This window comes from Pseudomonas sp. B21-035 (assembly GCF_024748945.1).
Classification (GTDB): Bacteria; Pseudomonadota; Gammaproteobacteria; order Pseudomonadales; family Pseudomonadaceae; genus Aquipseudomonas.
The window spans coordinates 2283822-2305237 of the sequence record NZ_CP087179.1 but is presented as its reverse complement, the minus strand read 5'-3'; the positions used below and the strand labels follow the sequence as shown (position 1 = coordinate 2305237).

Sequence of the window (21416 nt, the reverse complement as noted above, 5' to 3'; positions counted from 1 at the left end):
TCGCTGGCAAGCCAGCGCCCACAAATGTATCGGTGAAAACCTCAGGCAGATTGGCGCTGCGCGTCGTTGAGCGCTCCCCCCTTCGCGCGGTTACGCTCATGCCCCTGGCGCAAGCGCAGCGCCGCCAAGGCCGCCACCACCAGCACTACAGCGATGAACTTCAAACCGTTCACGGCATTGCCGGTGCTTTGCTCGATCATGCCCATCAGCGACGGCCCGAAGAAGCCGCCAAGCAAGCCGCAGGAGTTGACGAAGCCCAGGCCGCCCGCCAGCGCCGCACCTTTGAGGCGCGAGGCCGGATACAGGAAGATGATCGACTGGACCACAAAGAACATCAGCGCCGACAGGCAAAAGCCCAAGAGGCTGAGTACCGGCCCCGCCTGGGAGGCGATGGCCAGGCCCAGGGCCATGGTCAGCAAACCGCTGACCAGGATCCGTCGCGCCCGCTGCGCCGTGCTGGCAAACCGCGGCAGGACGATCGCCCCGGCCGCTGCCGCCAGCCACGGCAAGGAGGTGAGAAAGCCGATCTGCAGCACGCTCAGGTCGCCGTACTTGCCGATAATCCCCGGCAGGAAAAAGATCACGGTGTAGATGGTGATCTGGTGGCAGAAATAGACAAAGATCGCCAACAGGATCTGCGGCGTCAGGCACTGCTTGAGCGAGTGCCCGCTGTGGCCGGCGCCCTCCTCGGCCTCGCTGGCCAGTTGGCGTTCGATCTGCTCGGCTTCAGCGCTACTCAGCCACGGCGCCTTGCTCGGCCGGTCGGGCAGCTTCTTCCACACCACGTAGGCGAAGAACACCGCCGGCAAGCCTTCGAGCATGAACATCCACTGCCAGCCATGCCAGCCCATCAGGCCGTCCATCTGCATCAACGCCGCGCCCAACGGCCCACCGATGATGTTGGCAAAACACACCCCGAGCAGGAAGTAGCCGGTAGCGCGGGCGCGCTGTTCGCGGCCGAACCAGTAGGTCAGGTAGAGCATCACCCCGGGGAACAAGCCGGCCTCGGCGATGCCCAGCAACAGGCGCAGCACGTAGAACGAAGTCTCGCCCTGGACGAAGGCCATGGCGGCGGAAATCAGGCCCCAGGTCACCATGATCCGGGCAATCCAGAAGCGTGCGCCGACCCTGTGCATGATCAGGTTGCTGGGCACTTCCGACAGCGCATAGGTAAGGAAAAACAACCCGGCGCCCAATCCGTAGGCGGCCGCGGAAATGCCCAGGTCAACATCCAGTTGATGCTTGGCCAGGGCGATGTTGGTGCGGTCGAGAAAGCTCAGCACATAGGCGGCGATCAGCAACGGCATGAGTTTGACGAACAGCAACCGGTTGAGGGTTGCAGGATCACGGGGCACAGTCAGTTCTTCGGGCGATCTTGTAATTGTCATGGCACGAATCTCTAGTGTGACGACAGCGATGGGAACATCCCCGGCCAGGCTCGGCCGGGGCATGCAGGCAAGCTAGAAATCGACTGCGTAGCGGCCTTTGAGGCTGAGCATTTCCCGCGCCTCGTCGGGGCTGGCGACACGCCCGCCGAGGGCTTCGATCACCGTGCGGATGCGCTTGACCTGCTCGGCATTGGACGCCGCCAGCTTGCCCGGGCCGTCCCACAGCGAGTCCTCAAGGCCCACGCGCACGTTGCTGCCCATGGCCAGGCCCATGGTGCCCAGGGGGATCTGATTGCGCCCGGCGCCGAGGATCGACCACTGGTAGTTGTCGCCAAACAGGCGGTCGGCAGTGCGGCGCATGTGCGCCAGGTCTTCGGGGTGGCCACCGATGCCGCCGCGCAGGCCGAACACCGACTGGATGAACAACGGCGCCTTGAGCAGCCCGCGCTGGAGGAAATGCGCGGCGGTGTACAGGTGACCGATGTCGTAGCACTCGATTTCGAAGCGTGTGCGGTTCTCGGCGCAAGCGTTGAGGATGTAGGTGATGTCGCGGAAAGTGTTGCGAAAGATGCGGTCGTCGCTCTCTTCCAGGTACGGCCGCTCCCAGTCGTGCTTGAACTCGGTGAAGCGCTCGAGCATTTCGTACAGGCCGAAATTCATCGAGCCCATGTTCAGCGAGGCCAGCTCCGGCTTGAGCTGGGCCACCGGCTGCAGGCGCTCTTCGACACCCATGGTCGGCGCGCCGCCGGTGGTGATGTTGATCACCACATCGCTCTGCGCCTTGATCTGCGGCAGGAACTGGCGAAACAGTTCGACGTCCTGGCTGGGCTTGCCGTCGAACGGATCACGGGCGTGCAGGTGAACGATTGAAGCACCCGCCTCGGCGGCACCGATGGCGGCGTCGGCGATTTGTTGCGGGGTGATCGGCAGGTGCGGCGACATCGACGGCGTATGGATGGCACCGGTGACGGCGCAGGTGATGATGACCGGGCGTTTCTTGGACATGCGTGTTCTCCGTTTTTATTCTTGGCGAGAAAGCAGTGCGGTAAAAGCGCAGGTACAGCTCAGAGGTATTCGACGTTGCCATCGACGCTGATGGCTTGCCCGGTGATGTTGCGGGCAGCTGGCGAGCAGAGGAACAAGGCGGTGGCGGCGACGTCTTCGGCAGTGACCATGCGCTTGAGGGAAATCTTCTTCAGGTACTCCTCGCGCATCAGCGCCTCGGATACCCCCACTTGCGCGGCACGGGCGCGAATCACCCCGTCCATGCGCGGCCCTTCGACGATGCCGGGCAGCAAGGCATTGACGCGGATATCGCTGTCGCCAAGCTCCGAAGCCAGGGATTTCATCAGGCCGACGATGGCCCATTTGGTCGCCGCATACGGCGTGCGCCAGGCGTAACCGAGGCGCCCGGCCACCGAGGCGATGTGCAGCAGGTGGGCGTTGGGCGAGTCCTTGAGCAGCGGCACCGCGTGGTGGGCGAAGCGGTATTGCGCGGTCAGGTTGATGTCGATGGTGCGCTGCCAGTCGTCGTCGCTGATGGCGTCGATACCGGCGGTAGGCCCGGCGATGCCGGCGTTGTTGACCAGCACATCGAGGCCGCCGAACTGCTCGCGCTGAACCTTGAACAGCGCCTCTATCTGCGCCGCATCGCCGACGTCGGCGCGGGTGGCGACGCTGCCTGGGTAGCGGTCGCGAAACGCCGCCAGGGCTGCCTCGCTGACATCACAGACATGCACCCGGGCCCCGGCTTCGATATAGGCCGCCGCCAGCACTTCACCGATACCGGCGGCGCCGCCGGAAATCAACACCCGCAGGCCCGGATACGGCGTCAGACGCTTGAGAACGCTCATGCTTTTTTCACTCCAGAAACAGACCGCGCACGGTCGTTGTTGACCAGCAGGCGCGCCAGGGAGTCGGCGGCCTGCATGATGTCGTCGGTCACCGCCGCCCGCGCCGCCGCCGCATCGCGGTCGGCCAGGGCGGCGACGATGCGGTCGTGGGCTTGCATCGAGCGCTGCAGGTGGGCTTTGTCCGGGGCGACCAGGGCAAAGCACGGGCCCATGTGCAGCCAGAAATTCTCCACCGCGGCGACGGTCAGTTCAGCCTGGGCCACGGCATAAATGCGCCGGTGAAAGGCAAAGTTGCCCCACAGGTAAGCCGGCACGTCGACCTTGTCGGCGGCGGCCTGCATCTGCACGCAGAGCTCGGTGATTTCAGCCAGGTCGGCATCGCCCAGATGGGCCACGGCCTTCTCGGCCAGCAAGCCTTCGAGGGCCACCCGCGCATCGCGGATTTCGCGCAGGCGTTCAGTGGTCATCACCCGTACCCGCAGGCGCGAGGTTTCAGTGACTTCAAAGGCATTTTCGGCGCTCAGGCGCTGCAGTGCTTCACGCACCGGCATGGGGCTGGAACCCAGCGCTTCGGCCAGGCCACGGATGGTCAGCTTCTGCCCGGGCTGAAAACGCCCGCTCATCAGCGCTTCGCGGATCTGCCGGTAGACCTGGTCTTGCAGGGTATCGCGGGACACCTGGCGCAGGGCCGGCAACAGGACGGGACGGTCGGTCATGGAAAAAGCCTGTGTTGTCGTTCTTGTGATACGAATATGTGATCACAAATCAAATATGTCAAATGATATTCGACGACAACCCCGTGCTCAACGCGGCACAGCGCGCTCCATGACGATGATCCGCTCCTCCCCCTCCATCACCTCGCGGACCTTGGCGTAGCCGAGCCGGGCATAAAACCCCTCTGCAGTGATTGATGACGGCACCCGCAGCACCATCTGCCCCGCTTGCCGGGCCAGGTTTTCAAGCGCCTGCATCAGCGCGCGACCCACGCCGGTGCCCTGCACCCCTGGCGCCACAAACACGCTGCGCAGCACATTGCCTTGCAAGCTGGCAGTGGCAACCAACTGCTGGTCGAGCAGCGCCACCAGCACCTGGCGCTGCTCAAGCAAGGCCAGTATTCGCTCTGCAGTAAAGCTCTGCTCGACCTGGGCGATCAGCGCCGCCGAATAATCGGCGGCGTTGGTCTGCTGCAAGGACTGGATGATCACTGCGCTGATGGCGCTGGCGTCGGCGGGCGTGGCGGGGCGAATGTGCAGGGGCATCGGCTCGTTCCGTGAGTCAGGGTCGGGACGCCAGTGTGCCGTGTGTCAAAGCCGGCTAACAGCCTTGAGCCTCTGTTGAAGTGCTGCGAACCTTGCCAGGCAACGCCAGGGCGATCAGCACACCCAATAGCGCGATCCCGCCGCTGACCAGTACTGCACGCTGCAAGCCCAGCGCGTAACCTTGCTGCCAGGCTGCGCCGCTCAAGCCGTCGAGCCCCTGGTTGGCCAACCCCACCAGCAGCGCCAGGCCCAACGCCCCGCCAATCTGCTGGACGGTAGACGCCATCCCTGACGCCACGCCCTGCTCGGCCGCCGCAACCCCCTGCCCGGCGCACACCCACATGGCCGTCCAGGTCATGCCCTGGCCGATGCTGAGCAAGGCAATCGGCGCCAGCAGGCGGGCAAAAGCGCCATCCCCGGGCAACATCCAGCCGAGCCAGAGGATACCCAGGCCGCCGGCCAGCAAGCCGATAATCAAGGTGCTGCGCAAACCCAGGCGGGCCAGCGCCCGTTCGGCAATGCCGATGCCCAGGGTGCACACCAGGGTCGCCGGCAAAAACGCCAGGCCGCTGGCAAGCACGCTGTAGCCGTAGACCTGCTGGAAGTACAAGGCCAGGAAGTAGTACTGCACGCTGAAGCTGGCCATGAACACTGCGGTCAGGCCCATGGCCGCGCGCAGGCCCGGGGTGCGCAGCAGGCGCAGCGGCATCAACGGGTCGCGGCTGCGGGTTTCGATCACCACAAACACCGCCAGGCAGATGAGTGCGGCCGCCAGCACGGTCCAGAACAGCGGCCGTTGCCAGCCCCAGCTCGGCCCTTCGATCAGCGCCAGCACCAGCAGGCTGCCGCCGAGGGTGATGGTCAGGGCACCGGCCAGATCAAACGAGCGCCCCTGGGCCCGTGGCGGGTCGATCGGAATCCAGTAGCCGGCGGCCCAGGCGCAAGCCCCCGCCAGCGGCACATTGACCAGAAATACCGCCTGCCAGCCCAACCACTGGGTGAGGATGCCGCCGAGCAAGGCGCCGAGGGCCAGGCCAGCGGCCGAAGCGGCGCTCCAGATCGCCAGGGCGCGAGTGCGCGGCGCACCTTCGGCGTACTGGCTGTTGATCAGCGCCAGGGTCGCGGGGAACAGCAAGGCACCCGCCAACCCCTGCAGCGCCCGCGCCAGCACCAGGATCTCGGCCTGATGGGTCAGACCGCCGGCCAGCGAGGCGATGGCGAACAAGCCCTGGCCAAGCCGATACAGGCGCCTGCGGCCGAGCAGGTCGGCGGCGCGTCCGCCAAGCAGCAGGCAGCCGCCAAAGGCCACGCCGAAGGCGCTGATGATCCATTGCAACTGGCGCGGGCCGATGGCCAGGTGCTCGCCAATGGTCGGCAAGGCGACGAAAACAATGGTGTAGTCCAGGGCAATGATCAGTTGGGCGCACGCCAGCAACAGCAGCATCAATGCAGGGTGGCGCGGGGTGGGAGTCGACATGCGGGGCATCCTTGGCAAGAAGGCGCCAGTGTCTTTCATGCGCCAGGCATGATAAATACGCTGCCAGTTCTTTCAGTAATGACTTTAATCATGGATCTGAACACCGTTGCCCTGCTGCTCAAGGTCGCCGAGCTGCGCAGTTTTACCGCCGCAGCCGCCAGCACCGGCTTGACCCAGTCAGGCTTGTCGCGGGCAATCCGCCGTCTGGAAGAGCAACTGGGGGTCAAGCTGCTGCACCGCAACACCCGCAGCGTCAGCCTGAGCGCCGACGGCCTGCTACTGCGCGAGCGTTGCGCCCCCTTGCTGGCCGGCTTCGAGGAAGCCGAGCAACTGCTGCTCGACCGCCGCTGCGAACCCAGCGGCACCCTGCGCCTGAGCCTGCCCTCGGCCTTTGGCCGGATCGTCATCCTGCCGCTGCTGGGCGAACTGACCCAACGCCATCCCCAGCTGGTGGTGGATGCGACCATGACCGATCGCCTGGTCGACCTCGCCGAAGAAGGCTTCGACGCCGCGGTGCGCATCGGCCCGCTCAGCGATGTGCGCCTGGTGGCCCGGCCGCTGGCGCCAATGCACTGGGTGACCGTCGCCTCCCCCGCCTACCTGGCCCGCCACGGCATGCCGCAGACCCTCGAAGACCTGGCCCGGCACAACTGCCTGGTGGTGCATAACCCCTACCTCGGGCGCCGCGTCGACTGGCAGTTCGTCCGGGACGGCAAGCGGGTCGACGTGCAGGTCAGCGGGCAGCTGCTGTTCGATGTCGGCGACCCGCTGATCGATGCCGCGCTGCAGGGTTTCGGCATTGTCCAGGTGATGGATTTCGTCGCCCGCCAGGCTCTGGCCGACGGGCGTCTGGTGCCGGTGCTGGAGCCGTTTTCCGGGCGCTGGCGTGAACTGGCATTGGTCTACCCGCCGTCGCGCCAGCACTCGCCGCGCCTGAAGGTGTTCAGCGACCTGCTGCAGGAGTGCTGGCCGCGCGCCTGGAGCTGACGATTGCCTTTTGCCGGGCGCCGGGCCTATAGTCGCAGCCGGCGTCAACCACGCCACCCGTCCGCGCAAAGGGCTGCGCCCAGGCTGTACACCCCACATTTTTGTCTACGACTCCCGGCCTGACAGCGGACAAGGCTCGCACAAGGAGTTCGTATGCCTGCTCGACTGTCGTCGCCGTCCCATGACGGGCGCATCAATCTTGAACAACAACGCAAGCGCGCCAAGGAGCTGCTGCAGCGCCTGCGCAGCGGTACCGCGCCCGAGCAACTGGCGCTACTCGGCCCTGCCTCACCGCGCCTGGCCGATGCCCAGTGGCTGATTGCCCGCGATCTGGGCTTTGCCAGCTGGCCCAAGCTCAAGGCGCATATCGACGCTATCGACTTTGCCGCCCGCCACCCGCAATTTATTGCCGATGACGAAGCCGCCACCCAGCATTGGCGCTGCGGCAACGACATCAGCCACAGCCTGCGCCTGGCCGGCTTTACCGGCGCCTTTCAGATGCTCAGCGACCCGCTGGTGATGGGCCCGGTGCGTGACGTGCCGACAGCGCCTTACCGCGCCCTGCGCAGCGACTACATCAGCCAGGCCTATGGCCTGGAGCTCGCCGAAGTACAGCGCAAGATGGACACCGAATACGCCGACCTGGCCCGCCTCGACGGCTGCCCCAGCGCGGTGCTCTGGTGCGAGGCGGATGCCTATGACCAGCTGTTTTTGATCCGCGTGCTGGCCGGCTTGGCCAAGCCGCCGCAGCGCCTGAAGCTGATCGAGATTGACAGAATGCCCGGGGTCGAGCGCTTTATCGGCATCGGCCAGTTGGCCCCGGACGTATTGGCCTGGTTGTGGCCGCAGCGCCGGGCAGTGGATGGGCCCATGCTGCAACTGGCGCGCGAGGCCTGGGCGGCGTATTGCGCCCCCTCGCCACTGGCCTGGGCGCAGTTGGCCCATCGCCAGGACCTGGCCCTGCCCTTGCTCGCCCCGGCGCTGCTACGCCAGTTGCAGGAGCTGCCGGGCGTGGACGACGGTCTGTCGCTGAGCGAACGCCTGGCGCTGCAGATCATCAACGAGTTCGGCGAGGTGCCGTTCGGCCGGGTGTTTGCCGAACTGATGGGCAAGCGCGAGCCACTGCCTTACCTGGGCGACATGATGTTCCATGCCCTGCTGCGCCCGCTGATCGATTCGCCGACGCCGCTGCTCATCGAAGCGCAGGCCGAGCTGGACTGGCCGCGCCGGCCCCTGAGCCTCACCCCGCTGGGCGAGCAGGTGCTGGCGGGCCAGGCCAACTGGCTTGAGCAGCAGGCCCCCGAGCGCTGGGTCGGTGGTGTGCGCCTGCTGCCCGGGCAAGGGCATTGGGCGCTGGGCAGCGACCTGTGGCCGGTGTGGCGCAGGTAAAGAAGTCAGGTCCCTGTGCAACGGCTCAGCGTTGCACGGCGGTGGTTTTCAACCAGGTCTGAAAGTGCAGCAAGCCAAGGATCGCACCTTCATCCGGGGTCAGTGAGCGGTCGTCGATCGGCGCCCCGAAATAGGTGGCCTCGGGGTCGGCTATCACCTCGCGGGCATCTTGATTGTGCTGCAGGTAGCTGCGCACGAAATCAGCCAGCGGCAGGCGATCAGGGCCGGCGATTTCGAGAGTGCGGTTGGCCGGCGCCTGCTCGGCAAGGTTGGCCAGGGCCAGGGCCACGTCGGATGAGGCCACCGGCTGCAACGCGGCGTTGGTCAGGCGCACGCGGTTGCCGTCGGCACCGGAATAAGCGATGGCGCCCATGAACTCGAAAAATTGCGTAGCGCGCAGGATGGTATAGGGCCTGCCTGAGGCCTTGATCAGCTCTTCCTGGGCCAGCTTGGCGCGAAAGTAGCCACTGTCCTGCATGCGCTCGGTGCCCACCACCGAGAGGGCGATGTGGTGCCGGACCTCGGCCTTTTGCTCGGCGGCCAGCAGGTTGCGCCCGGAGCTCTGGAAAAACGCCAGCACGGCAGCGTCGTCAAAGGACGGCGAGTTGGCCACATCGACCACTACATCGGTGCCCTGCAGCGCTTGCTCCAGGCCTTCGCCGGTGAGGGTATCGACGCCAGTCTTGGGCGAGGCGGCGAGCACCTTGTGGCCGTTGGCGCGCAGGTTGTTGCACAACTGGGTGCCGATCAGGCCGGTACCACCGATCACGACGATTTTCATGGCTGCTGCTCCGCGGGAGGGTCGCAACCCAGTATTTTACGCCGGGTAGCGGTAGGCCGTGCGCCAGCAGACGAGCGTGATCCTGGCTGATCCGGTAAAGTATGCGCCGCTCGAGAGATGGATCCCGGGCCAATTGTCATGGAGTTATGCAGTGAAAAACCTGAGCAAAGTTGTCGCCTGCGGCCTGTTCGTCCTGGCCCTGGCAGGTTGCACCGGCACCCCGATGAAAACCCAGCACTACAACGCTGACCAGTACACCGTGATCGGCCACAGCGAAGCCAGCGCCACCGGTCTGCTGGTACTGGGCGTCATTCCAGTGCGTCAGAACAGCCGCTTCGTGCGCGCCCAGAATGCCGCGATCAAGGCCAAGGGCGGCGACGCGATGATCAACACCCAGGTCCAGGAAAACTGGTTCTGGGCCTGGGTACTGACCGGCTACACCACCCGTGTCTCGGGTGATGTGGTCAAGCTGCACAACGTTCAGTAAGCCCCGCAGCCACCGGTGTAGGAGCGTGCCTGAACCACGACCGCTTCGCGCTCGATCGCGGGGCAAGCCCGCTCCCACAGGATTGGCGCAAGACCCGGCACCGCTGCGCCCAGTTCCGGGTGGCGCGCTCAGATAGCGTATGATCGCCTCTCCTCCCGCAAAGACCCTTACCGCCATGCCACTGAGCAAACGCGAACAGGCGCAGCTTGACCGCCGTCTGGTCGCCACCCTGACCGAAGCCTGCGAGACCGCCAAGGCCGAAATCGTCGGTTTTGCCTGGCTCACCCACCGGGTCGATTACACACGCTTCCCTTCCAGTTTGCAGGTGATCTGGGTTTTCGAAACCCGGGCTGCCAAGGAACACGCCCTGGCCAGCGGACAAGGTGAGCGGATGATCGAGCTGACGGCCTTGGCTTTGCAAGAAGCCGACGTCGAATTGCATCCGCTCGCACCTCACGTGCAGTTCGACATCGAACAGCGCGGCTGACACATGGCCAAGGACATCGAAAACCCCTGCATCGCCGTGTGCCAGTTGAGCGGCGACCTGTGCCTGAGCTGCGGCCGCAGCAAGGACGACATCCGCAAATGGAAGCGCATGAAACGCCCGGAAAAAATGGCTGCCGTGCAGCGCGCCAAGCAGCGGATGAAAAGCCTGAAAAAAGCCAAGGGCTAGCGTTTCAGCCAGCTGCATCCTGAATCAGGAAATCAATAAAGGCCCGCACCCGCAGCGGCACATGCCGGGCGTGGGGGTAGAGCAAAATGAACGGCCGTGAGGTGCCGCCATAGGGCGCCAGCACTTCTTGCAACTGGCCTCTGTCGAGTTCCTGCTGCACGGTAAAGCGATACGCCTGCATCAGCCCCGCACCGCTTTTGACCAGTGTGGCGGTGGCCAGGAAGTCTTCCAGGCAGGTGATGCTGCCAGTCACCTCCAGCTCCACGCGCTTGCCCTCAAGCATGAACGACCAGGGCACCTTGCGCCCGCTGCTGGGCAGTTCGAACTGAATGCACTCGTGAGTGGCCAGCTCGTGCGGCGTCTGCGGTGTGCCCGCTGCACGCAGATACTCAGGCGTTGCCACGACCACCAGCTCGGCGTCTTCCAGACGCCGGGCGATCAGCCGCGAATCGGCAGGCTCGCGGCCACGAATGGCCAGGTCGTAGCCTTCGTCGGCAAAGTCGATGTTGCGATTGCTGACGTGAAGGTCGATCTGCACCTGCGGATACAGCTGGCGAAACCTGGCCAGTCTTGGTAGCAAACGATAGTGCGCATAGGGTGTCGGTACGCTGATGCGCAGCAGCCCCGACGGCACGGCCTGGCCGCCGCTAAGCGCACGTTCGGCATCCATCAGCTGGCTCAGGGCCTGACGGCATTGCTCATGGTAATTGCGCCCGCCTTCAGTCAGGCGCATCTGCCGGGTGGTGCGCACGAACAGGCGCACCCCCAGGCGCTCTTCCAGGCGCGCCACCGAACGGCTGACCGCTGCCGGCGTGACCCCGGCCAGGGTCGCCGCGCCGGTGAAACTGCTGGTTTCGGCAGCCAGGCAAAATAGCTCGATACTGCCCAGTTGAAGGTCATCGAAATGGCGGGTCATGGCGGCTCAATTGATTACACAAAGTATCAATTCAAATTCCATGCGCAGCATTTTTCAATAGTCGCTTGCAAATTAAAGTCTGCCTCACCTACCCGGCGACCCCGCCGGGCCCACTGGAGACCGACCATGCACACCGCCAAGACTGTCATCGTAACCGGCGCCTCGAGCGGCCTGGGTTTTGCCATCGCCAAGGCTTACCTTGAGCGCGGCGACAATGTCGTCGCCAATGCCCGCACCCTCGCCCGCCTGCAGGAGGCCGCCACCAAGCTCGGCAACCCGGCCAACCTGCTGCTGGTCGAGGGCGATATCGCCCTGCCGCACACGGCGCGCACACTGTTCGAGCAGGCCATCGACGCGTTCGGCAAGGTCGATATTCTGGTCAACAACGCCGGGATCTTCATCGCCAAGCCGGTCAGCGACTACACCCAGGCCGAGGTCGAAGCCATCGTCGACACCAACCTCAAGGGCTTCTTTTACCCGGCCCAGGCAGCGGCCCGGCACATGGCCGGCAACGGCGCCGGGCATATCATCAACATCAGCGCCTCGATTGCCCTGCAACCGAACATCAAGGTGCCGGCGCTGCTGCCGGTGCTGATCAAGGGCGGCATCAACCAGGCAGTCCGCGCCCTGGCCCTGGAGCTGGCGCCGTCACAGGTGCAGGTCAACGCCGTGGCCCCGGGGATCATCGATACCCCGCTGCATGGCGATGACCCGCAGACCCGCGAAGCCCTCAAGGCCCTCGCCCCCACCGGGCAGGTCGGTTCGCCCAAGGATGTGGTCGATGCGGTGCTATACCTGACGGACTCGACATTTGTCACCGGTACGGTGATGGCCGTCGACGGTGGTTCGGCGACGGGAACCTGGTAAACACACAGAGGGAAAGAACATGCCGTATGTCCATATTCGCGTGACCGACGAAGGCGTCACCCGCGAACAGAAGCAGCAGTTGATCGAACAGACCACCGCGATGCTCGAGCGGGTGCTGAACAAGCCACCGTCGTCGACCTTCGTCGTGATCGAAGAAGTGAACACCGACAACTGGGGTGTGGGTGGCGAGACGGTGACGACGCTGCGCCAGCGAGAGAAAACAAAGTAGGCATCTGTCGCGACGCCTCGACTTGACCCGCGATGGCGTCAACACGATTTGACCTCTTGCAACAACCCCTGCACCACCGCCAACATCCCCTGCTGCGCCATCGCCAATTGCCGGTCGGCACTGCTCCCCTGAGCAACAATCACCTGCGCCCGGGCAAAGCTGCGATCACCGTCAACCCCCTGCAGCGCATCGGCAAACACCGCTTGCGCCCGCGCCAGCCACTGCCCGGCGCTACCCTGCCCTTCATCCTCCAGGCAAATGAACTGCCCATGGCGGCCATGGCGCATGGCCCGCCAGTAGTTCTCCCGGGCAAGCCAGTGGGCCTCGCGGCTCAGGTGCACGGTGGTACGTGGTTGCGCCAGATAATGCTCGACCATGCAGCGAAACAACCCGGCAATGCACAGCGCATCTTCAAGGTTCGGGCACGCATCAGCGATGCGCAGCTCCACCGTCGGAAAGCGCCGCGACGGGCGGATCGCCCACCAGCCGTCATCTCCCTCGCGCAACGAACCGGTGCGTCGCAACAAGGCCAGGTAGCGCTGGTATCCCTGCCAGTCGCTCAAGCGTTCCGGCAGGCCCATGTGCGGCCATTCCCCGCAGGCTACCTGGCGATAGCTCATGTAGCCGGTCACCTGGCCTTCCCAGAACGGCGATGAAGTACTGAGCAGCAACAGCAGCGGCAACCAGGGTAGCAACTGGTTGATCAGCTGGATGCGGTCGTGCCCGGGCGGCACCCCGACGTGCACATGCAGGCCGCACAACAGGCTGCGCCGGGCCACCTGCTGGTAGTCGGCGAACAACTGGCGAAAGTGTTCGTCGTCAGCAGGCTGCTGCTTGCGCCAGCCGCCCAGGGGATGACTGCCGGCGCTCAACAGGCCGATGCCTTCCTCGGCCAGTACCTGTGCCAGTTGCATGCGACTGCCGGCGAGAAACTCCCGGGCCTGGGCCAGGCTGCTGAACACTGGCGATGCCACCTCGATCTGGCCCTTGAACATCTCCTGGGCAAAGTGTGCGCCAAGCACCTGGCGGCACAGGTCGATCTGCGCCGCCGACGGCGCGGCGAGCATGCGCCCGCTGGCCAGCTCGACCAGCAGGTATTCTTCCTCGATGCCAAAGCCGCAGGGGCTGTTCATCGGCGGGTGACGCTCAAGGCCACAGCGCCGATGCGTTCGACCTGCTGGTAACCGGGCTCGAGCAGTTGTTCGCCGAACACGTCGGGGTCCAGTTCATGGTAGTGCCAGGCCCAGTCGGCGGACGCCAAAGGCGCTTGCAAGGCTGTCAGGAACGGGTCGCGACCATCAACCATGGCCACCCCGGTGTACAGCAGCAAGGTGCCGCCCGGCGCCAGGCGTGGCAGGGCTTGTTCAACGATCCGCAGCGACAGCCCGGCGCCCAGGGCGCCGCCACCATGCCGGTAGGCGCGCTCACTGGCGTCGAGCATGTACGGCGGGTTGGCGACAATCAGGTCGAAGCTGCCGCTGATGCCCTGGAGCACATCGCTGTGCTCGACCGAGACGTTGGCCAGCTCCGCCAGGGCGACGTTGATAGCGGTCAGGCGCAGGGCCTGCGGGTTGATGTCCACGGCGCTGACCTGCGCATGCCGGCGGGCACGGGCGATCAGCACCGCGCCGACCCCGGCACCGCAACCGATATCCACGGCGTGGTTGATGCTGGCGAAACTCTGCTGCAGGTGGGCTTCGATCAACTGGGCAAAGCGATAGCTGTCCGGGCCGAAAAACACCGCGTCCGTGCTGTCGGTGGGAAAACCGGAATGAACGAAGAGCAAATCATGCAGGCTCGACCAGCGTACCCGGCTGCGCAGCAGCTGTTCATGCTCGTCGAGGATCTGCGCCCGTTGCAGCTGCGCCAGCTCGTCCGCTGACAGCAGCGCGGGCGCAAAGGGCCGGTTCCAGCCGAAAATATCGCGCAGGGTATGAGACTGTTCTGCACCCTCACGCTGGTTATTGCGCCACTGGGTCAAGGGCGTGACGCTGGTAAAGCGATAGCCATCGGCCAACAGCCGCCGCCCCAGTTGCAGCAAGGCCTGATCGGCCTGGCGTTGCGCCTCGGTCAATTGCATGGTCAGCCTCCGTTACTGATTGAGCCCAGTCATCTGCGCGTATTTGCGCGTCGCCGCCAGGCCCTGGGGCAAGGCGTGACGAGCCCCGGCCATTTCGCTGATCAGGTAGGCGATCCGCGCCTGCGGCGGCAGGTCATGGAGCTCGCGCTCAAGCGCGCTCACCAGCGCCTCGTCGTGCATCGACACCTCGGCCTTGGCCGGCCCGTGACGAGGGCGGCGCGGCTGCCAGCTGAGCGCGATCCAGTCATGCAGCAGCTGCTTTTCATGGGGGCTGAAGACGCCGAACATCGCTGCTGCCGGGCCGTCGATCAGTTGCCAGAAACGGCTGTCGGCCGGGTCCTGGCCGCGTTTGATCCAGCCCTTCTCCTGCAGGGCGGCGAGAAACCCCGCAATGCTGCCGGGCTCGGCCAGCCACTGGTTGACCGTGCGTCCTTCGATACGGCAGTAATCGGAATGCATGTGCTGGCCAAAACTGCGCTTGCGCTCGAAGGCGACCAGCAGCTCGGCTTCGAGGTCAAACTCGGCAATGATCGTCGCTGAGCCCGGGCCCAGGTCGTTGAGCCGATAGCCTCGCGCCACCCGCCGATAGAACTCGCTGGCACCCTGCGCCGGCCACAGTTGCATCAGTGCCTGCACCGCCTTGCAGGCGTGGCCGCTGCTGGCGTTGTCGATGGTCACGTGCAGGCGAAAGTACTGCGGGTCGATGCCCAGTTCGTCCAGCTCGTAAGCGCTGATCAGCAAATGCAGGGGCAGTTGCTCATAGCCCAGGTTGTAGCCGATCACTTCGGGCAGGAACGCCTCGGTGTTGAAGCCCAGCGCCAGTTGCAGCGCACCTTGCAGGTAGCGGTCGTCGCCCAGCGGCAGCTGCTCATGGCAGCCCAGTTCGCTGAGCAGGCGCCGGTAGATCAGCACATGGTTGCAGGCCGGGTCGCCATCACCGAGCTCTTCCAGGTAGATGCGGATCAGCCCGTGGTAGCGCGGGTCGGCCCAGTGCCTGAGCATGCCGAACAGCCAGGCACCATCCACCGCCTTGGTCGGGGCGACGTGCTGGAGAAAATACAGCACATGGGCGCGGTTGCTGAAGTAACGCCGGGCAGCGCCGGCTTTGCGCTCGGCCAGGTACTGGGCGTATTGCCCGGCCACGGCAGCAGCGCGCTCGGCGGTCCATTGGCCGAGTTCGACGGGGTTGGCCGGCAGTTCATCAGGCAAGGCCTCAGCCTGTTGCAATTGCTCGCCGAGCCAGGCGGCGCTGTCGCTCAGCTCGCCCTGCAACAGAGCGTGATAACGCGCTGCATGGCCTGCTCGGCTATCGATGACATGCGGGTCAAGCACGGGTGCGGCGGTCATCACGGTCATGGCGGCAGCCTTCGGCAGTCGGGCGAGAAGTGCCCTCTATGCAAGGGAGCGGTGCGCCGCAACTGAAGTTCAGATCATCTGCGCGGCAAAGGGACGGATGGCAGGCCGGCGCGGTAGAATCGCGCCATTGCCGTTTTTGCCTGGAGTCACCCCTGCCGATGCCCGCCCTCCACCACTTCGTCGCGCCGCCCGCCGAGCCGATCAAAAGCCAGATCCTGCAGATGGTGGTCGACTACCTGACCGACATCAGCAGCGTCGCCCTGGCGCCGAGCAACCCGCTGTACTGCCTGTACCAGTACGGCATCGGCTTCGAAGTGCACCTGTACCTGCAGGCCATGGACGGCTCGCGCGGCATCCCGGTCGAACTGATTGTGGCCCTGGACCTCGACGACCCGGAGCAGGTGGTGGGCTTTTTGCTGTACCTGCCGCTCAAGGATGACCCGCAGGCCTGTTCTGTGGCCTACCTGGCCGTACACGCCAGCCACCGCCGCCAGGGGATTGCCCGGGCCATGCTGGCACAGATGACCGCGCGCTACCCGCAGGCCGAGCTCGGCTGCGTCGCCAGCAAGGTGCCGGTGTTCGAGGCCCTGGGCTTTCAGGTCACTGGCGCGCGCGGCCCACAGGTGTTGATGAACACCCACGCCGAGCCCAGCGCCGGCATGGCGGCGGTGCTCGACGTAGCACCGATCTACCGCACCCTGGAGGTGCAGCAGATCCACAGCTACCTGCTCAAGCAACACGGCAAGCGGGCGATGGTCGATGCCGAGAAACAGCGCGACCGCCACCTCGACCAGCTCAGCCGCAAAGCCCGGGCCCTGGCCCTCGAGCGCCTGGGTCAAGGGCCGTGGCTGGAGGGCGGGCGCGGGCTGCGGCTGGTCTAGTTTTTCACCGCCTGGCTCATCAGCACCTGCAGCACCAAGGCGGTGCCCTGCTCCACCTCGCCCTGGCGGCAGGCGATGCCCAGGTGCCGCCACAGGCCCGGGCGCAACGGGCGCATGCAGATCCGCGGGTCATGCTCCGGCGCTGCCGATTCATGGGGCAGCAAGGTCGCGCCATAGCCCGCCGCCACCAGGCTTTTTACCGCGTCGTTGTAGTTGAGCTGGATTCGCGCTGGCGGCTGCAGGCCGGCGCTGGCAAACCATTCGCTGGTCACCCGCGACAGCTGGGTGCTGCTGTCGTTGAGAATCAGCGCCCGGCTGGCCAGCCACGCTGGGCTGATCCGCGCCGGCGGTGACCAGCTGGCGGGAATGAACGCCATGATCGGATCGCGCCGCCACGGGCGAATCTGCAGGCCCTTGATCGCTGCTTGCGGCAGCGCCACCAGGCCGATGTCGAGGCTGCCGTCGTGCAGGCGCGCCAGCGACTCGCTGGAGGTCAGCACCTGCACCTGCACATCAATGCCAGGGTGCTGCACGCCGAGGATATCCAGCGCCTGCGGCAGCAAATGGGCGATGGCACCGGTGGAAGCGCCCAGGCGCACCCGCCCGGCCAGGCCCTGGACCTGGCGCTGCACATCATCGAGCGCCTGTTCGGCATCGGCCAGCAGGCGCCGGGCGCGTTCTAGCAGGGTTTCACCGATGGCCGTGGGGCGGATCTGCCCGCGCTTGCGCGACAGCAGCGGCGCACCAATGCGCGCCTCAAGGTCGGCAACGTGCAGGCTGACTGTCGGCGGCGCCAGGTTGAGCGCCCGCGCCGCCAGGGCAAAGGAGCCGAGGTCGGCGATCACCACCAGGGTACGCAGCCGGTCGAGGCTGATCTCGCGCATGGGCTTATCGTTCAGAAAAAATGAAGTTGAGCATCATGATATTCAAATTTTCTTTCGTCCAGCCGCAGGTGAAGATGGCTGCACATTTGTCACCTATGTACGAGAGCCCCCATGCACCAGCCCCTGGTTTTTATCGACGGCGACCAAGGCACCACCGGCCTGCAGATCCACGCCCGCCTCAACGCTCGCAACGACCTGCGCCTGCTGACCCTGCCGGCGGGCGAGCGCAAGAACCTGCACCTGCGCGCCGAAGCCATCAACAGCGCCGACGTGGCGATCCTGTGCCTGCCCGATGACGCCGCCCGTGAAGCGGTGGCGGCCATCGTCAACCCGCAGGTGCGGGTGATCGACGCCAGCTCCGCGCACCGCACCACCCCGGGTTGGGTGTATGGCTTGCCGGAGCTGGATGAAGAGCAGGCCGAGCGCATTGCCCAGGCCAAGCGGGTCAGCAACCCAGGCTGCTACCCGACCGGCGCCATTGCCTTGTTGCGGCCATTGATTGGCGCAGGCCTGGTGCCAGCGGACTATCCGCTGACGGTGAACGCGGTATCGGGCTATTCCGGTGGCGGCCGGGCGGCGGTCGAACGTCATGAAGGGCCCGATGCACACACAGCCCAGGGCGTGCTGGTGTATGGCCTGCACCTGGACCACAAGCATGTGCCGGAGATCCAGCAGCATGCCGGTTTGTCGCAGCGGCCGGTGTTTGTGCCCAGCTATGGCAGCTACCGCCAGGGCATCGTCCTGACCATCGCCCTGCAGACCCGGTTGCTGCCGGCGGGCGTGAGCGCCGCGCGGTTGCAGGCGTGCCTGGCCGAGCATTATCACGGCGCCCGTTACGTGCAAGTGGCGCCGCTGCAGTCGGGCGCCTCGGCAGTACAACTGGACCCGCAAGCAGTCAACGACAGCAACGACCTGCACTTGGCGGTGTTTGCCAATGAAGAGCACGGCCAGGTATTGCTGACGGCGGTGTTCGACAACCTCGGCAAAGGTGCGTCGGGGGCGGCGGTGCAGAACCTGGAGCTGATGCTGGCGGCGATGGGCTGAGTAACGGGGCTGCTAGGCCAGTTCCCACAGGTCTGGTGCACACAGGACTATTGTGGCAGCCGGCCTTGCCGGCGATGGAGCGCGAAGCGGCCCCTCATTTGTTTGAAAATCGACGGCACTGGCGCCATGCTCGGCGGTCTGCCACTTACGCGGATCGCTCAGCAGGGAAGAATATCGTCATGTGTGCAAAACCAGTAGTCAGTGCCAACCCCGCCGGTTGTGTCCGGGTGCGCGGCGCCCGTGAGCACAACCTGAAGAATGTCGACGTCGACATTCCCCGCGATGCGCTGGTGGTGTTCACCGGGGTGTCGGGCTCGGGCAAGTCGTCGCTGGCGTTCTCCACCTTGTATGCCGAAGCCCAGCGCCGCTATTTCGAATCGGTGGCGCCCTACGCGCGGCGCTTGATCGATCAGGTCGGGGTGCCGGCAGTGGATTCCATCGAAGGCCTGCCGCCGGCGGTGGCCCTGCAGCAGCAACGCGGCACGCCCAGCGCGCGCTCGTCGGTCGGCAGCGTCACCACCCTGTCGAGCCTGATCCGTATGCTCTACTCGCGCGCCGGCAGCTACCCGGCCGAGCAGCCGATGCTGTTCGCCGAAGACTTCTCGGCCAATACCCCGCAAGGCGCCTGCGCCGAATGCCATGGCCTGGGCCGGGTGTTCGATGTCAGCGAGGCGTCGATGGTGCCCGACCCGTCGCTGAGCATCCGCGAACGGGCGGTGGCGTCCTGGCCCATGGCCTGGCAGGGGCAGAACCTGCGCGATATCCTCGTGACCCTCGGCTATGACGTCGACACCCCCTGGCGCGACCTGCCCCAGGCGCAACGCGACTGGATCCTCTTCACCGAAGAAACCCCGACAGTGCCGGTGTACGCCGGCCTGACCCCGGCGCAAACCCGCCAGGCGCTCAAGCGCAAACTCGAACCCAGCTACCAGGGCACCTTCAGCGGTGCGCGGCGCTACGTGCTGCACACCTTCACCCATTCGCAAAGTGCGCTGATGCGCAAGCGCGTGTCCGCCTTCATGCGCGCCAGCCCCTGCCCGGCCTGCGCCGGCAAGCGTCTGAAAGCCGAGGCGCTGACGGTGACCTTTGCCGGCAAGGACATCACTGAGCTGTCGCGCCTGCCACTGCTTGACCTGGCCGAACTGCTCAAGACCGTCGCCAATACCGACTACCTCAAGCAGCCTGAAGAAGCCGGCGCTGTGCTCAGCCACGCGCAAACCCGACAGGCCCGCGAGCAACGCGCCGCCCGCGGCGACAACCCCCATGAAGGCGGTGCGGATGTGCGCCACACGCCCAACCTGTCGGTGGAAAAACGCCTGGCCGCGCAGCGCATCGCCGCCGAGTTGCTGGAGCGCATCAGCACCCTGATCGACCTGGGCCTGGGTTACCTGGACCTGGAACGCAGCACACCGACCTTGTCGTCGGGCGAGCTGCAACGCCTGCGCCTGGCCACCCAGCTCAACTCGCAGCTGTTCGGGGTGATCTACGTGCTCGACGAGCCCTCGGCCGGGCTGCATCCGGCTGATAGCGAAGCGCTGTTCACGGCCTTGCAGCGGCTCAAGCAGGCGGGCAACTCGGTGTATGTGGTCGAGCATGACCTGGACACCATGCGCCGCGCCGACTGGCTGGTGGACGTCGGCCCGGACGCCGGCGAGCACGGCGGCCAGGTGCTGTACAGCGGCCCGCCGGCAGGCCTGGCCAAGGTCGAGGCCTCGCGCACCCGCACTTACCTGTTCAACGAAAATCCCCCCCAGGTTCGCCCGCCGCGCACGCCCCAGGCATGGCTGCAACTTGAAGGCGTCACCCGCAACAACCTCGAGCAACTGGCGGTGGCCTTCCCGCTCGGCTGCTTCAGCGCGGTCACCGGGATTTCCGGCTCGGGCAAATCGAGCCTGGTCAGCCAGGCGCTGCTCGACCTGCTCGGCGAGCACCTGGGCCAGGCCCGCAGCCAGGAGGACGTCGCAGAACAGAGCCTGGAAGACCCACCCGAACAAACCAGCGACGGCTGGATCAGCGCCGGCCTTGAGCATATCCGCCGCCTGGTGCCGGTGGACCAGAAGCCCATCGGCCGCACGCCGCGCTCGAACCTGGCGACCTACACCGGCCTGTTCGATCACGTGCGCAAGCTGTTTGCGGCAACGCCCGATGCACAGGCGCAAGGTTTCGATGCCGGGCAGTTCTCGTTCAACGTCGCCAAGGGCCGCTGCGAGACCTGCGAAGGCGAAGGCTTTGTCAGCGTCGAGCTATTGTTCATGCCCAGTGTCTATGCGCCCTGCCCGACCTGCCATGGCGACCGCTACAACCCCCAGACCCTGGCCATCACCTGGCAAGACTTGAACATCGCCCAGGTACTGCAACTGACCGTCGACCAGGCCAGCCAGCGCTTTGCCGAACAGCCAGCGATCAGCCGCGCCCTGCGGGTGCTGCAGGACATCGGCCTGGGTTATTTGCGCCTGGGCCAGCCGGCCACCGAGCTGTCGGGCGGCGAAGCCCAGCGCATCAAGCTAGCCACCGAGCTGCAACGCCTGGCCCGCGGCGCCACCCTCTACGTGCTGGACGAACCCACCACCGGCCTGCACCCGCAGGACATCGACCGTTTGCTGGTGCAACTGCAGCGCCTGGTCGAGGCCGGGCACACGGTGATCGTGGTCGAGCACGACATGCGCGTGGTGGCCCAGAGCGACTGGGTGATCGATATCGGCCCCGGGGCCGGTAGCGCCGGCGGCAAGGTGGTGGTCAGCGGGCCGCCAGCGCAGGTGGCGGCGTGCAAGGACAGCCACACGGCGGGATTCCTCGCCAGGGCGCTGGCTTGCGATCGGCAAATTACGTAGCATCCTGCGCTTTTTGCCCCGGCAGCACCCCGCT

General features: G+C 65.7%; 22 protein-coding genes. 10 read left to right on the top strand and 12 right to left on the bottom strand.

The features are described 5' to 3' along the window. Positions 1 to 41: 41 nt before the first annotated feature. From LOY22_RS10660 to LOY22_RS10635, 6 genes are all read right to left on the bottom strand, one after another. Complete coding sequence (locus tag LOY22_RS10660; RefSeq protein ID WP_093384303.1) at positions 42 to 1388, bottom strand: MFS transporter; 1347 nt, start codon at positions 1386 to 1388, stop codon at positions 42 to 44. Positions 1389 to 1460: 72 nt separating this feature from the next. Continuing rightward, positions 1461 to 2393 (bottom strand): 3-keto-5-aminohexanoate cleavage protein, encoded by a 933-nt coding sequence (locus LOY22_RS10655; protein ID WP_258597418.1) that lies wholly within the window; start codon positions 2391 to 2393, stop codon positions 1461 to 1463. Positions 2394 to 2452: 59 nt separating this feature from the next. Then, on the bottom strand, positions 2453 to 3241 hold the full coding sequence (locus LOY22_RS10650) for an SDR family oxidoreductase (RefSeq protein ID WP_045201286.1): 789 nt from the start codon (positions 3239 to 3241) through the stop codon (positions 2453 to 2455). After that, positions 3238 to 3957 carry a GntR family transcriptional regulator gene (locus tag LOY22_RS10645; protein ID WP_045201285.1) on the bottom strand — a complete coding sequence of 240 codons (720 nt, stop codon included), beginning with the start codon at positions 3955 to 3957 and terminating at the stop codon, positions 3238 to 3240. The genes LOY22_RS10650 and LOY22_RS10645 overlap by 4 nt, the downstream gene beginning before the upstream one ends. Positions 3958 to 4044: 87 nt before the next feature. Next, complete coding sequence (locus LOY22_RS10640) at positions 4045 to 4500, bottom strand: GNAT family N-acetyltransferase (protein WP_258597416.1); 456 nt, start codon at positions 4498 to 4500, stop codon at positions 4045 to 4047. 55 nt (positions 4501 to 4555) lie between these two features. Further along, a complete protein-coding gene (locus tag LOY22_RS10635) occupies positions 4556 to 5944 on the bottom strand; it encodes an MFS transporter (RefSeq protein WP_093387591.1) in 1389 nt (462 codons plus the stop codon). Between the two features lie 123 nt (positions 5945 to 6067). Here LOY22_RS10635 and LOY22_RS10630 point away from each other — a divergent pair, with 123 nt between their 5' ends. Both LOY22_RS10630 and LOY22_RS10625 read left to right on the top strand, forming a co-directional pair. Then, positions 6068 to 6964 carry a LysR family transcriptional regulator gene (locus tag LOY22_RS10630; protein WP_213601689.1) on the top strand — a complete coding sequence of 299 codons (897 nt, stop codon included), beginning with the start codon at positions 6068 to 6070 and terminating at the stop codon, positions 6962 to 6964. Positions 6965 to 7117: 153 nt separating this feature from the next. Beyond that, a complete protein-coding gene (locus LOY22_RS10625; RefSeq protein ID WP_258597414.1) occupies positions 7118 to 8353 on the top strand; it encodes a DUF1835 domain-containing protein in 1236 nt (411 codons plus the stop codon). A 25-nt stretch (positions 8354 to 8378) separates the two neighbouring features. Here the strand turns inward: LOY22_RS10625 and LOY22_RS10620 are convergent, their stop codons facing one another. Further along, a complete protein-coding gene (locus LOY22_RS10620) occupies positions 8379 to 9134 on the bottom strand; it encodes an SDR family oxidoreductase (RefSeq protein ID WP_045201279.1) in 756 nt (251 codons plus the stop codon). A 151-nt stretch (positions 9135 to 9285) separates the two neighbouring features. On the opposite strand from LOY22_RS10620, the gene LOY22_RS10615 reads away from it, so the two are divergent. The 3 genes from LOY22_RS10615 (at position 9286) to LOY22_RS10605 (ending at position 10294) form a co-directional block, all read left to right on the top strand. After that, positions 9286 to 9621: a hypothetical protein gene (locus LOY22_RS10615; protein WP_038994655.1), complete on the top strand. Its 336-nt coding sequence runs from the start codon at positions 9286 to 9288 to the stop codon at positions 9619 to 9621. Positions 9622 to 9796: 175 nt separating this feature from the next. Beyond that, on the top strand, positions 9797 to 10108 hold the full coding sequence (locus LOY22_RS10610) for a hypothetical protein (protein ID WP_258597411.1): 312 nt from the start codon (positions 9797 to 9799) through the stop codon (positions 10106 to 10108). A 3-nt stretch (positions 10109 to 10111) separates the two neighbouring features. Beyond that, positions 10112 to 10294 carry a DUF1289 domain-containing protein gene (locus tag LOY22_RS10605; RefSeq protein ID WP_045201277.1) on the top strand — a complete coding sequence of 61 codons (183 nt, stop codon included), beginning with the start codon at positions 10112 to 10114 and terminating at the stop codon, positions 10292 to 10294. Positions 10295 to 10298: 4 nt separating this feature from the next. Here LOY22_RS10605 and LOY22_RS10600 read toward each other — a convergent pair whose 3' ends face one another. Further along, on the bottom strand, positions 10299 to 11210 hold the full coding sequence (locus LOY22_RS10600; RefSeq protein ID WP_213601693.1) for a LysR family transcriptional regulator: 912 nt from the start codon (positions 11208 to 11210) through the stop codon (positions 10299 to 10301). A gap of 126 nt (positions 11211 to 11336) precedes the next feature. On the opposite strand from LOY22_RS10600, the gene LOY22_RS10595 reads away from it, so the two are divergent. Both LOY22_RS10595 and LOY22_RS10590 read left to right on the top strand, forming a co-directional pair. Further along, complete coding sequence (locus tag LOY22_RS10595; RefSeq protein WP_213601695.1) at positions 11337 to 12077, top strand: SDR family NAD(P)-dependent oxidoreductase; 741 nt, start codon at positions 11337 to 11339, stop codon at positions 12075 to 12077. Between the two features lie 19 nt (positions 12078 to 12096). Further along, the gene (locus tag LOY22_RS10590) at positions 12097 to 12306 is read left to right on the top strand and encodes a 4-oxalocrotonate tautomerase family protein (RefSeq protein ID WP_093384351.1); all 210 of its coding nucleotides are present in this window, start codon (positions 12097 to 12099) and stop codon (positions 12304 to 12306) included. Between the two features lie 38 nt (positions 12307 to 12344). Here LOY22_RS10590 and LOY22_RS10585 read toward each other — a convergent pair whose 3' ends face one another. From LOY22_RS10585 to LOY22_RS10575, 3 genes are read right to left on the bottom strand one after another with little or no spacing between them, the layout of a single operon-like run. Next, positions 12345 to 13439: a carboxylate-amine ligase gene (locus tag LOY22_RS10585; RefSeq protein ID WP_213601699.1), complete on the bottom strand. Its 1095-nt coding sequence runs from the start codon at positions 13437 to 13439 to the stop codon at positions 12345 to 12347. After that, positions 13436 to 14386 carry a class I SAM-dependent methyltransferase gene (locus tag LOY22_RS10580; RefSeq protein ID WP_093384359.1) on the bottom strand — a complete coding sequence of 317 codons (951 nt, stop codon included), beginning with the start codon at positions 14384 to 14386 and terminating at the stop codon, positions 13436 to 13438. Before LOY22_RS10580 ends, LOY22_RS10585 begins: the two co-directional genes overlap by 4 nt. Positions 14387 to 14398: 12 nt before the next feature. After that, positions 14399 to 15742, bottom strand: coding sequence for an iron-containing redox enzyme family protein (locus tag LOY22_RS10575; protein ID WP_408980942.1), 1344 nt, complete (start codon positions 15740 to 15742; stop codon positions 14399 to 14401). Between the two features lie 158 nt (positions 15743 to 15900). Here LOY22_RS10575 and LOY22_RS10570 point away from each other — a divergent pair, with 158 nt between their 5' ends. Next, positions 15901 to 16623 (top strand): GNAT family N-acetyltransferase, encoded by a 723-nt coding sequence (locus tag LOY22_RS10570; protein WP_258597406.1) that lies wholly within the window; start codon positions 15901 to 15903, stop codon positions 16621 to 16623. Here the strand turns inward: LOY22_RS10570 and LOY22_RS10565 are convergent. Further along, entirely contained in the window at positions 16620 to 17507 is an 888-nt protein-coding gene (locus LOY22_RS10565) for a LysR family transcriptional regulator (protein ID WP_093384371.1), read from the bottom strand. The two genes, LOY22_RS10570 and LOY22_RS10565, sit on opposite strands and share 4 nt — an antisense overlap. A 111-nt stretch (positions 17508 to 17618) precedes the next feature. On the opposite strand from LOY22_RS10565, the gene argC reads away from it, so the two are divergent. Together argC and LOY22_RS10555 are read left to right on the top strand one after the other, a co-directional pair. Further along, positions 17619 to 18551 carry an N-acetyl-gamma-glutamyl-phosphate reductase gene (gene argC / locus LOY22_RS10560; protein WP_258597403.1) on the top strand — a complete coding sequence of 311 codons (933 nt, stop codon included), beginning with the start codon at positions 17619 to 17621 and terminating at the stop codon, positions 18549 to 18551. A gap of 179 nt (positions 18552 to 18730) precedes the next feature. Beyond that, the gene (locus LOY22_RS10555) at positions 18731 to 21382 is read left to right on the top strand and encodes an excinuclease ABC subunit UvrA (protein WP_258597401.1); all 2652 of its coding nucleotides are present in this window, start codon (positions 18731 to 18733) and stop codon (positions 21380 to 21382) included. The last annotated feature ends 34 nt before the right edge of the window (positions 21383 to 21416 follow it).

What these genes read in the sequence shown, in the direction of transcription:
- LOY22_RS10660 (WP_093384303.1), bottom strand. Translation starts at nt 1,388, where the DNA reads ATGACAATTACAAGATCGCCCGAAGAACTGACTGTGCCCCGTGATCCT.
- LOY22_RS10655 (WP_258597418.1), bottom strand. Translation starts at nt 2,393, where the DNA reads ATGTCCAAGAAACGCCCGGTCATCATCACCTGCGCCGTCACCGGTGCC.
- LOY22_RS10650 (WP_045201286.1), bottom strand. Translation starts at nt 3,241, where the DNA reads ATGAGCGTTCTCAAGCGTCTGACGCCGTATCCGGGCCTGCGGGTGTTG.
- LOY22_RS10645 (WP_045201285.1), bottom strand. Translation starts at nt 3,957, where the DNA reads ATGACCGACCGTCCCGTCCTGTTGCCGGCCCTGCGCCAGGTGTCCCGC.
- LOY22_RS10640 (WP_258597416.1), bottom strand. Translation starts at nt 4,500, where the DNA reads ATGCCCCTGCACATTCGCCCCGCCACGCCCGCCGACGCCAGCGCCATC.
- LOY22_RS10635 (WP_093387591.1), bottom strand. Translation starts at nt 5,944, where the DNA reads ATGCTGCTGTTGCTGGCGTGCGCCCAACTGATCATTGCCCTGGACTAC.
- LOY22_RS10630 (WP_213601689.1), top strand. Translation starts at nt 6,068, where the DNA reads ATGGATCTGAACACCGTTGCCCTGCTGCTCAAGGTCGCCGAGCTGCGC.
- LOY22_RS10625 (WP_258597414.1), top strand. Translation starts at nt 7,118, where the DNA reads ATGCCTGCTCGACTGTCGTCGCCGTCCCATGACGGGCGCATCAATCTT.
- LOY22_RS10620 (WP_045201279.1), bottom strand. Translation starts at nt 9,134, where the DNA reads ATGAAAATCGTCGTGATCGGTGGTACCGGCCTGATCGGCACCCAGTTG.
- LOY22_RS10610 (WP_258597411.1), top strand. Translation starts at nt 9,797, where the DNA reads ATGCCACTGAGCAAACGCGAACAGGCGCAGCTTGACCGCCGTCTGGTC.
- LOY22_RS10605 (WP_045201277.1), top strand. Translation starts at nt 10,112, where the DNA reads ATGGCCAAGGACATCGAAAACCCCTGCATCGCCGTGTGCCAGTTGAGC.
- LOY22_RS10600 (WP_213601693.1), bottom strand. Translation starts at nt 11,210, where the DNA reads ATGACCCGCCATTTCGATGACCTTCAACTGGGCAGTATCGAGCTATTT.
- LOY22_RS10595 (WP_213601695.1), top strand. Translation starts at nt 11,337, where the DNA reads ATGCACACCGCCAAGACTGTCATCGTAACCGGCGCCTCGAGCGGCCTG.
- LOY22_RS10590 (WP_093384351.1), top strand. Translation starts at nt 12,097, where the DNA reads ATGCCGTATGTCCATATTCGCGTGACCGACGAAGGCGTCACCCGCGAA.
- LOY22_RS10585 (WP_213601699.1), bottom strand. Translation starts at nt 13,439, where the DNA reads ATGAACAGCCCCTGCGGCTTTGGCATCGAGGAAGAATACCTGCTGGTC.
- LOY22_RS10580 (WP_093384359.1), bottom strand. Translation starts at nt 14,386, where the DNA reads ATGCAATTGACCGAGGCGCAACGCCAGGCCGATCAGGCCTTGCTGCAA.
- LOY22_RS10575 (WP_408980942.1), bottom strand. Translation starts at nt 15,742, where the DNA reads ATGACCGTGATGACCGCCGCACCCGTGCTTGACCCGCATGTCATCGAT.
- LOY22_RS10570 (WP_258597406.1), top strand. Translation starts at nt 15,901, where the DNA reads ATGCCCGCCCTCCACCACTTCGTCGCGCCGCCCGCCGAGCCGATCAAA.
- LOY22_RS10565 (WP_093384371.1), bottom strand. Translation starts at nt 17,507, where the DNA reads ATGCGCGAGATCAGCCTCGACCGGCTGCGTACCCTGGTGGTGATCGCC.
- argC (WP_258597403.1), top strand. Translation starts at nt 17,619, where the DNA reads ATGCACCAGCCCCTGGTTTTTATCGACGGCGACCAAGGCACCACCGGC.
- LOY22_RS10555 (WP_258597401.1), top strand. Translation starts at nt 18,731, where the DNA reads ATGTGTGCAAAACCAGTAGTCAGTGCCAACCCCGCCGGTTGTGTCCGG.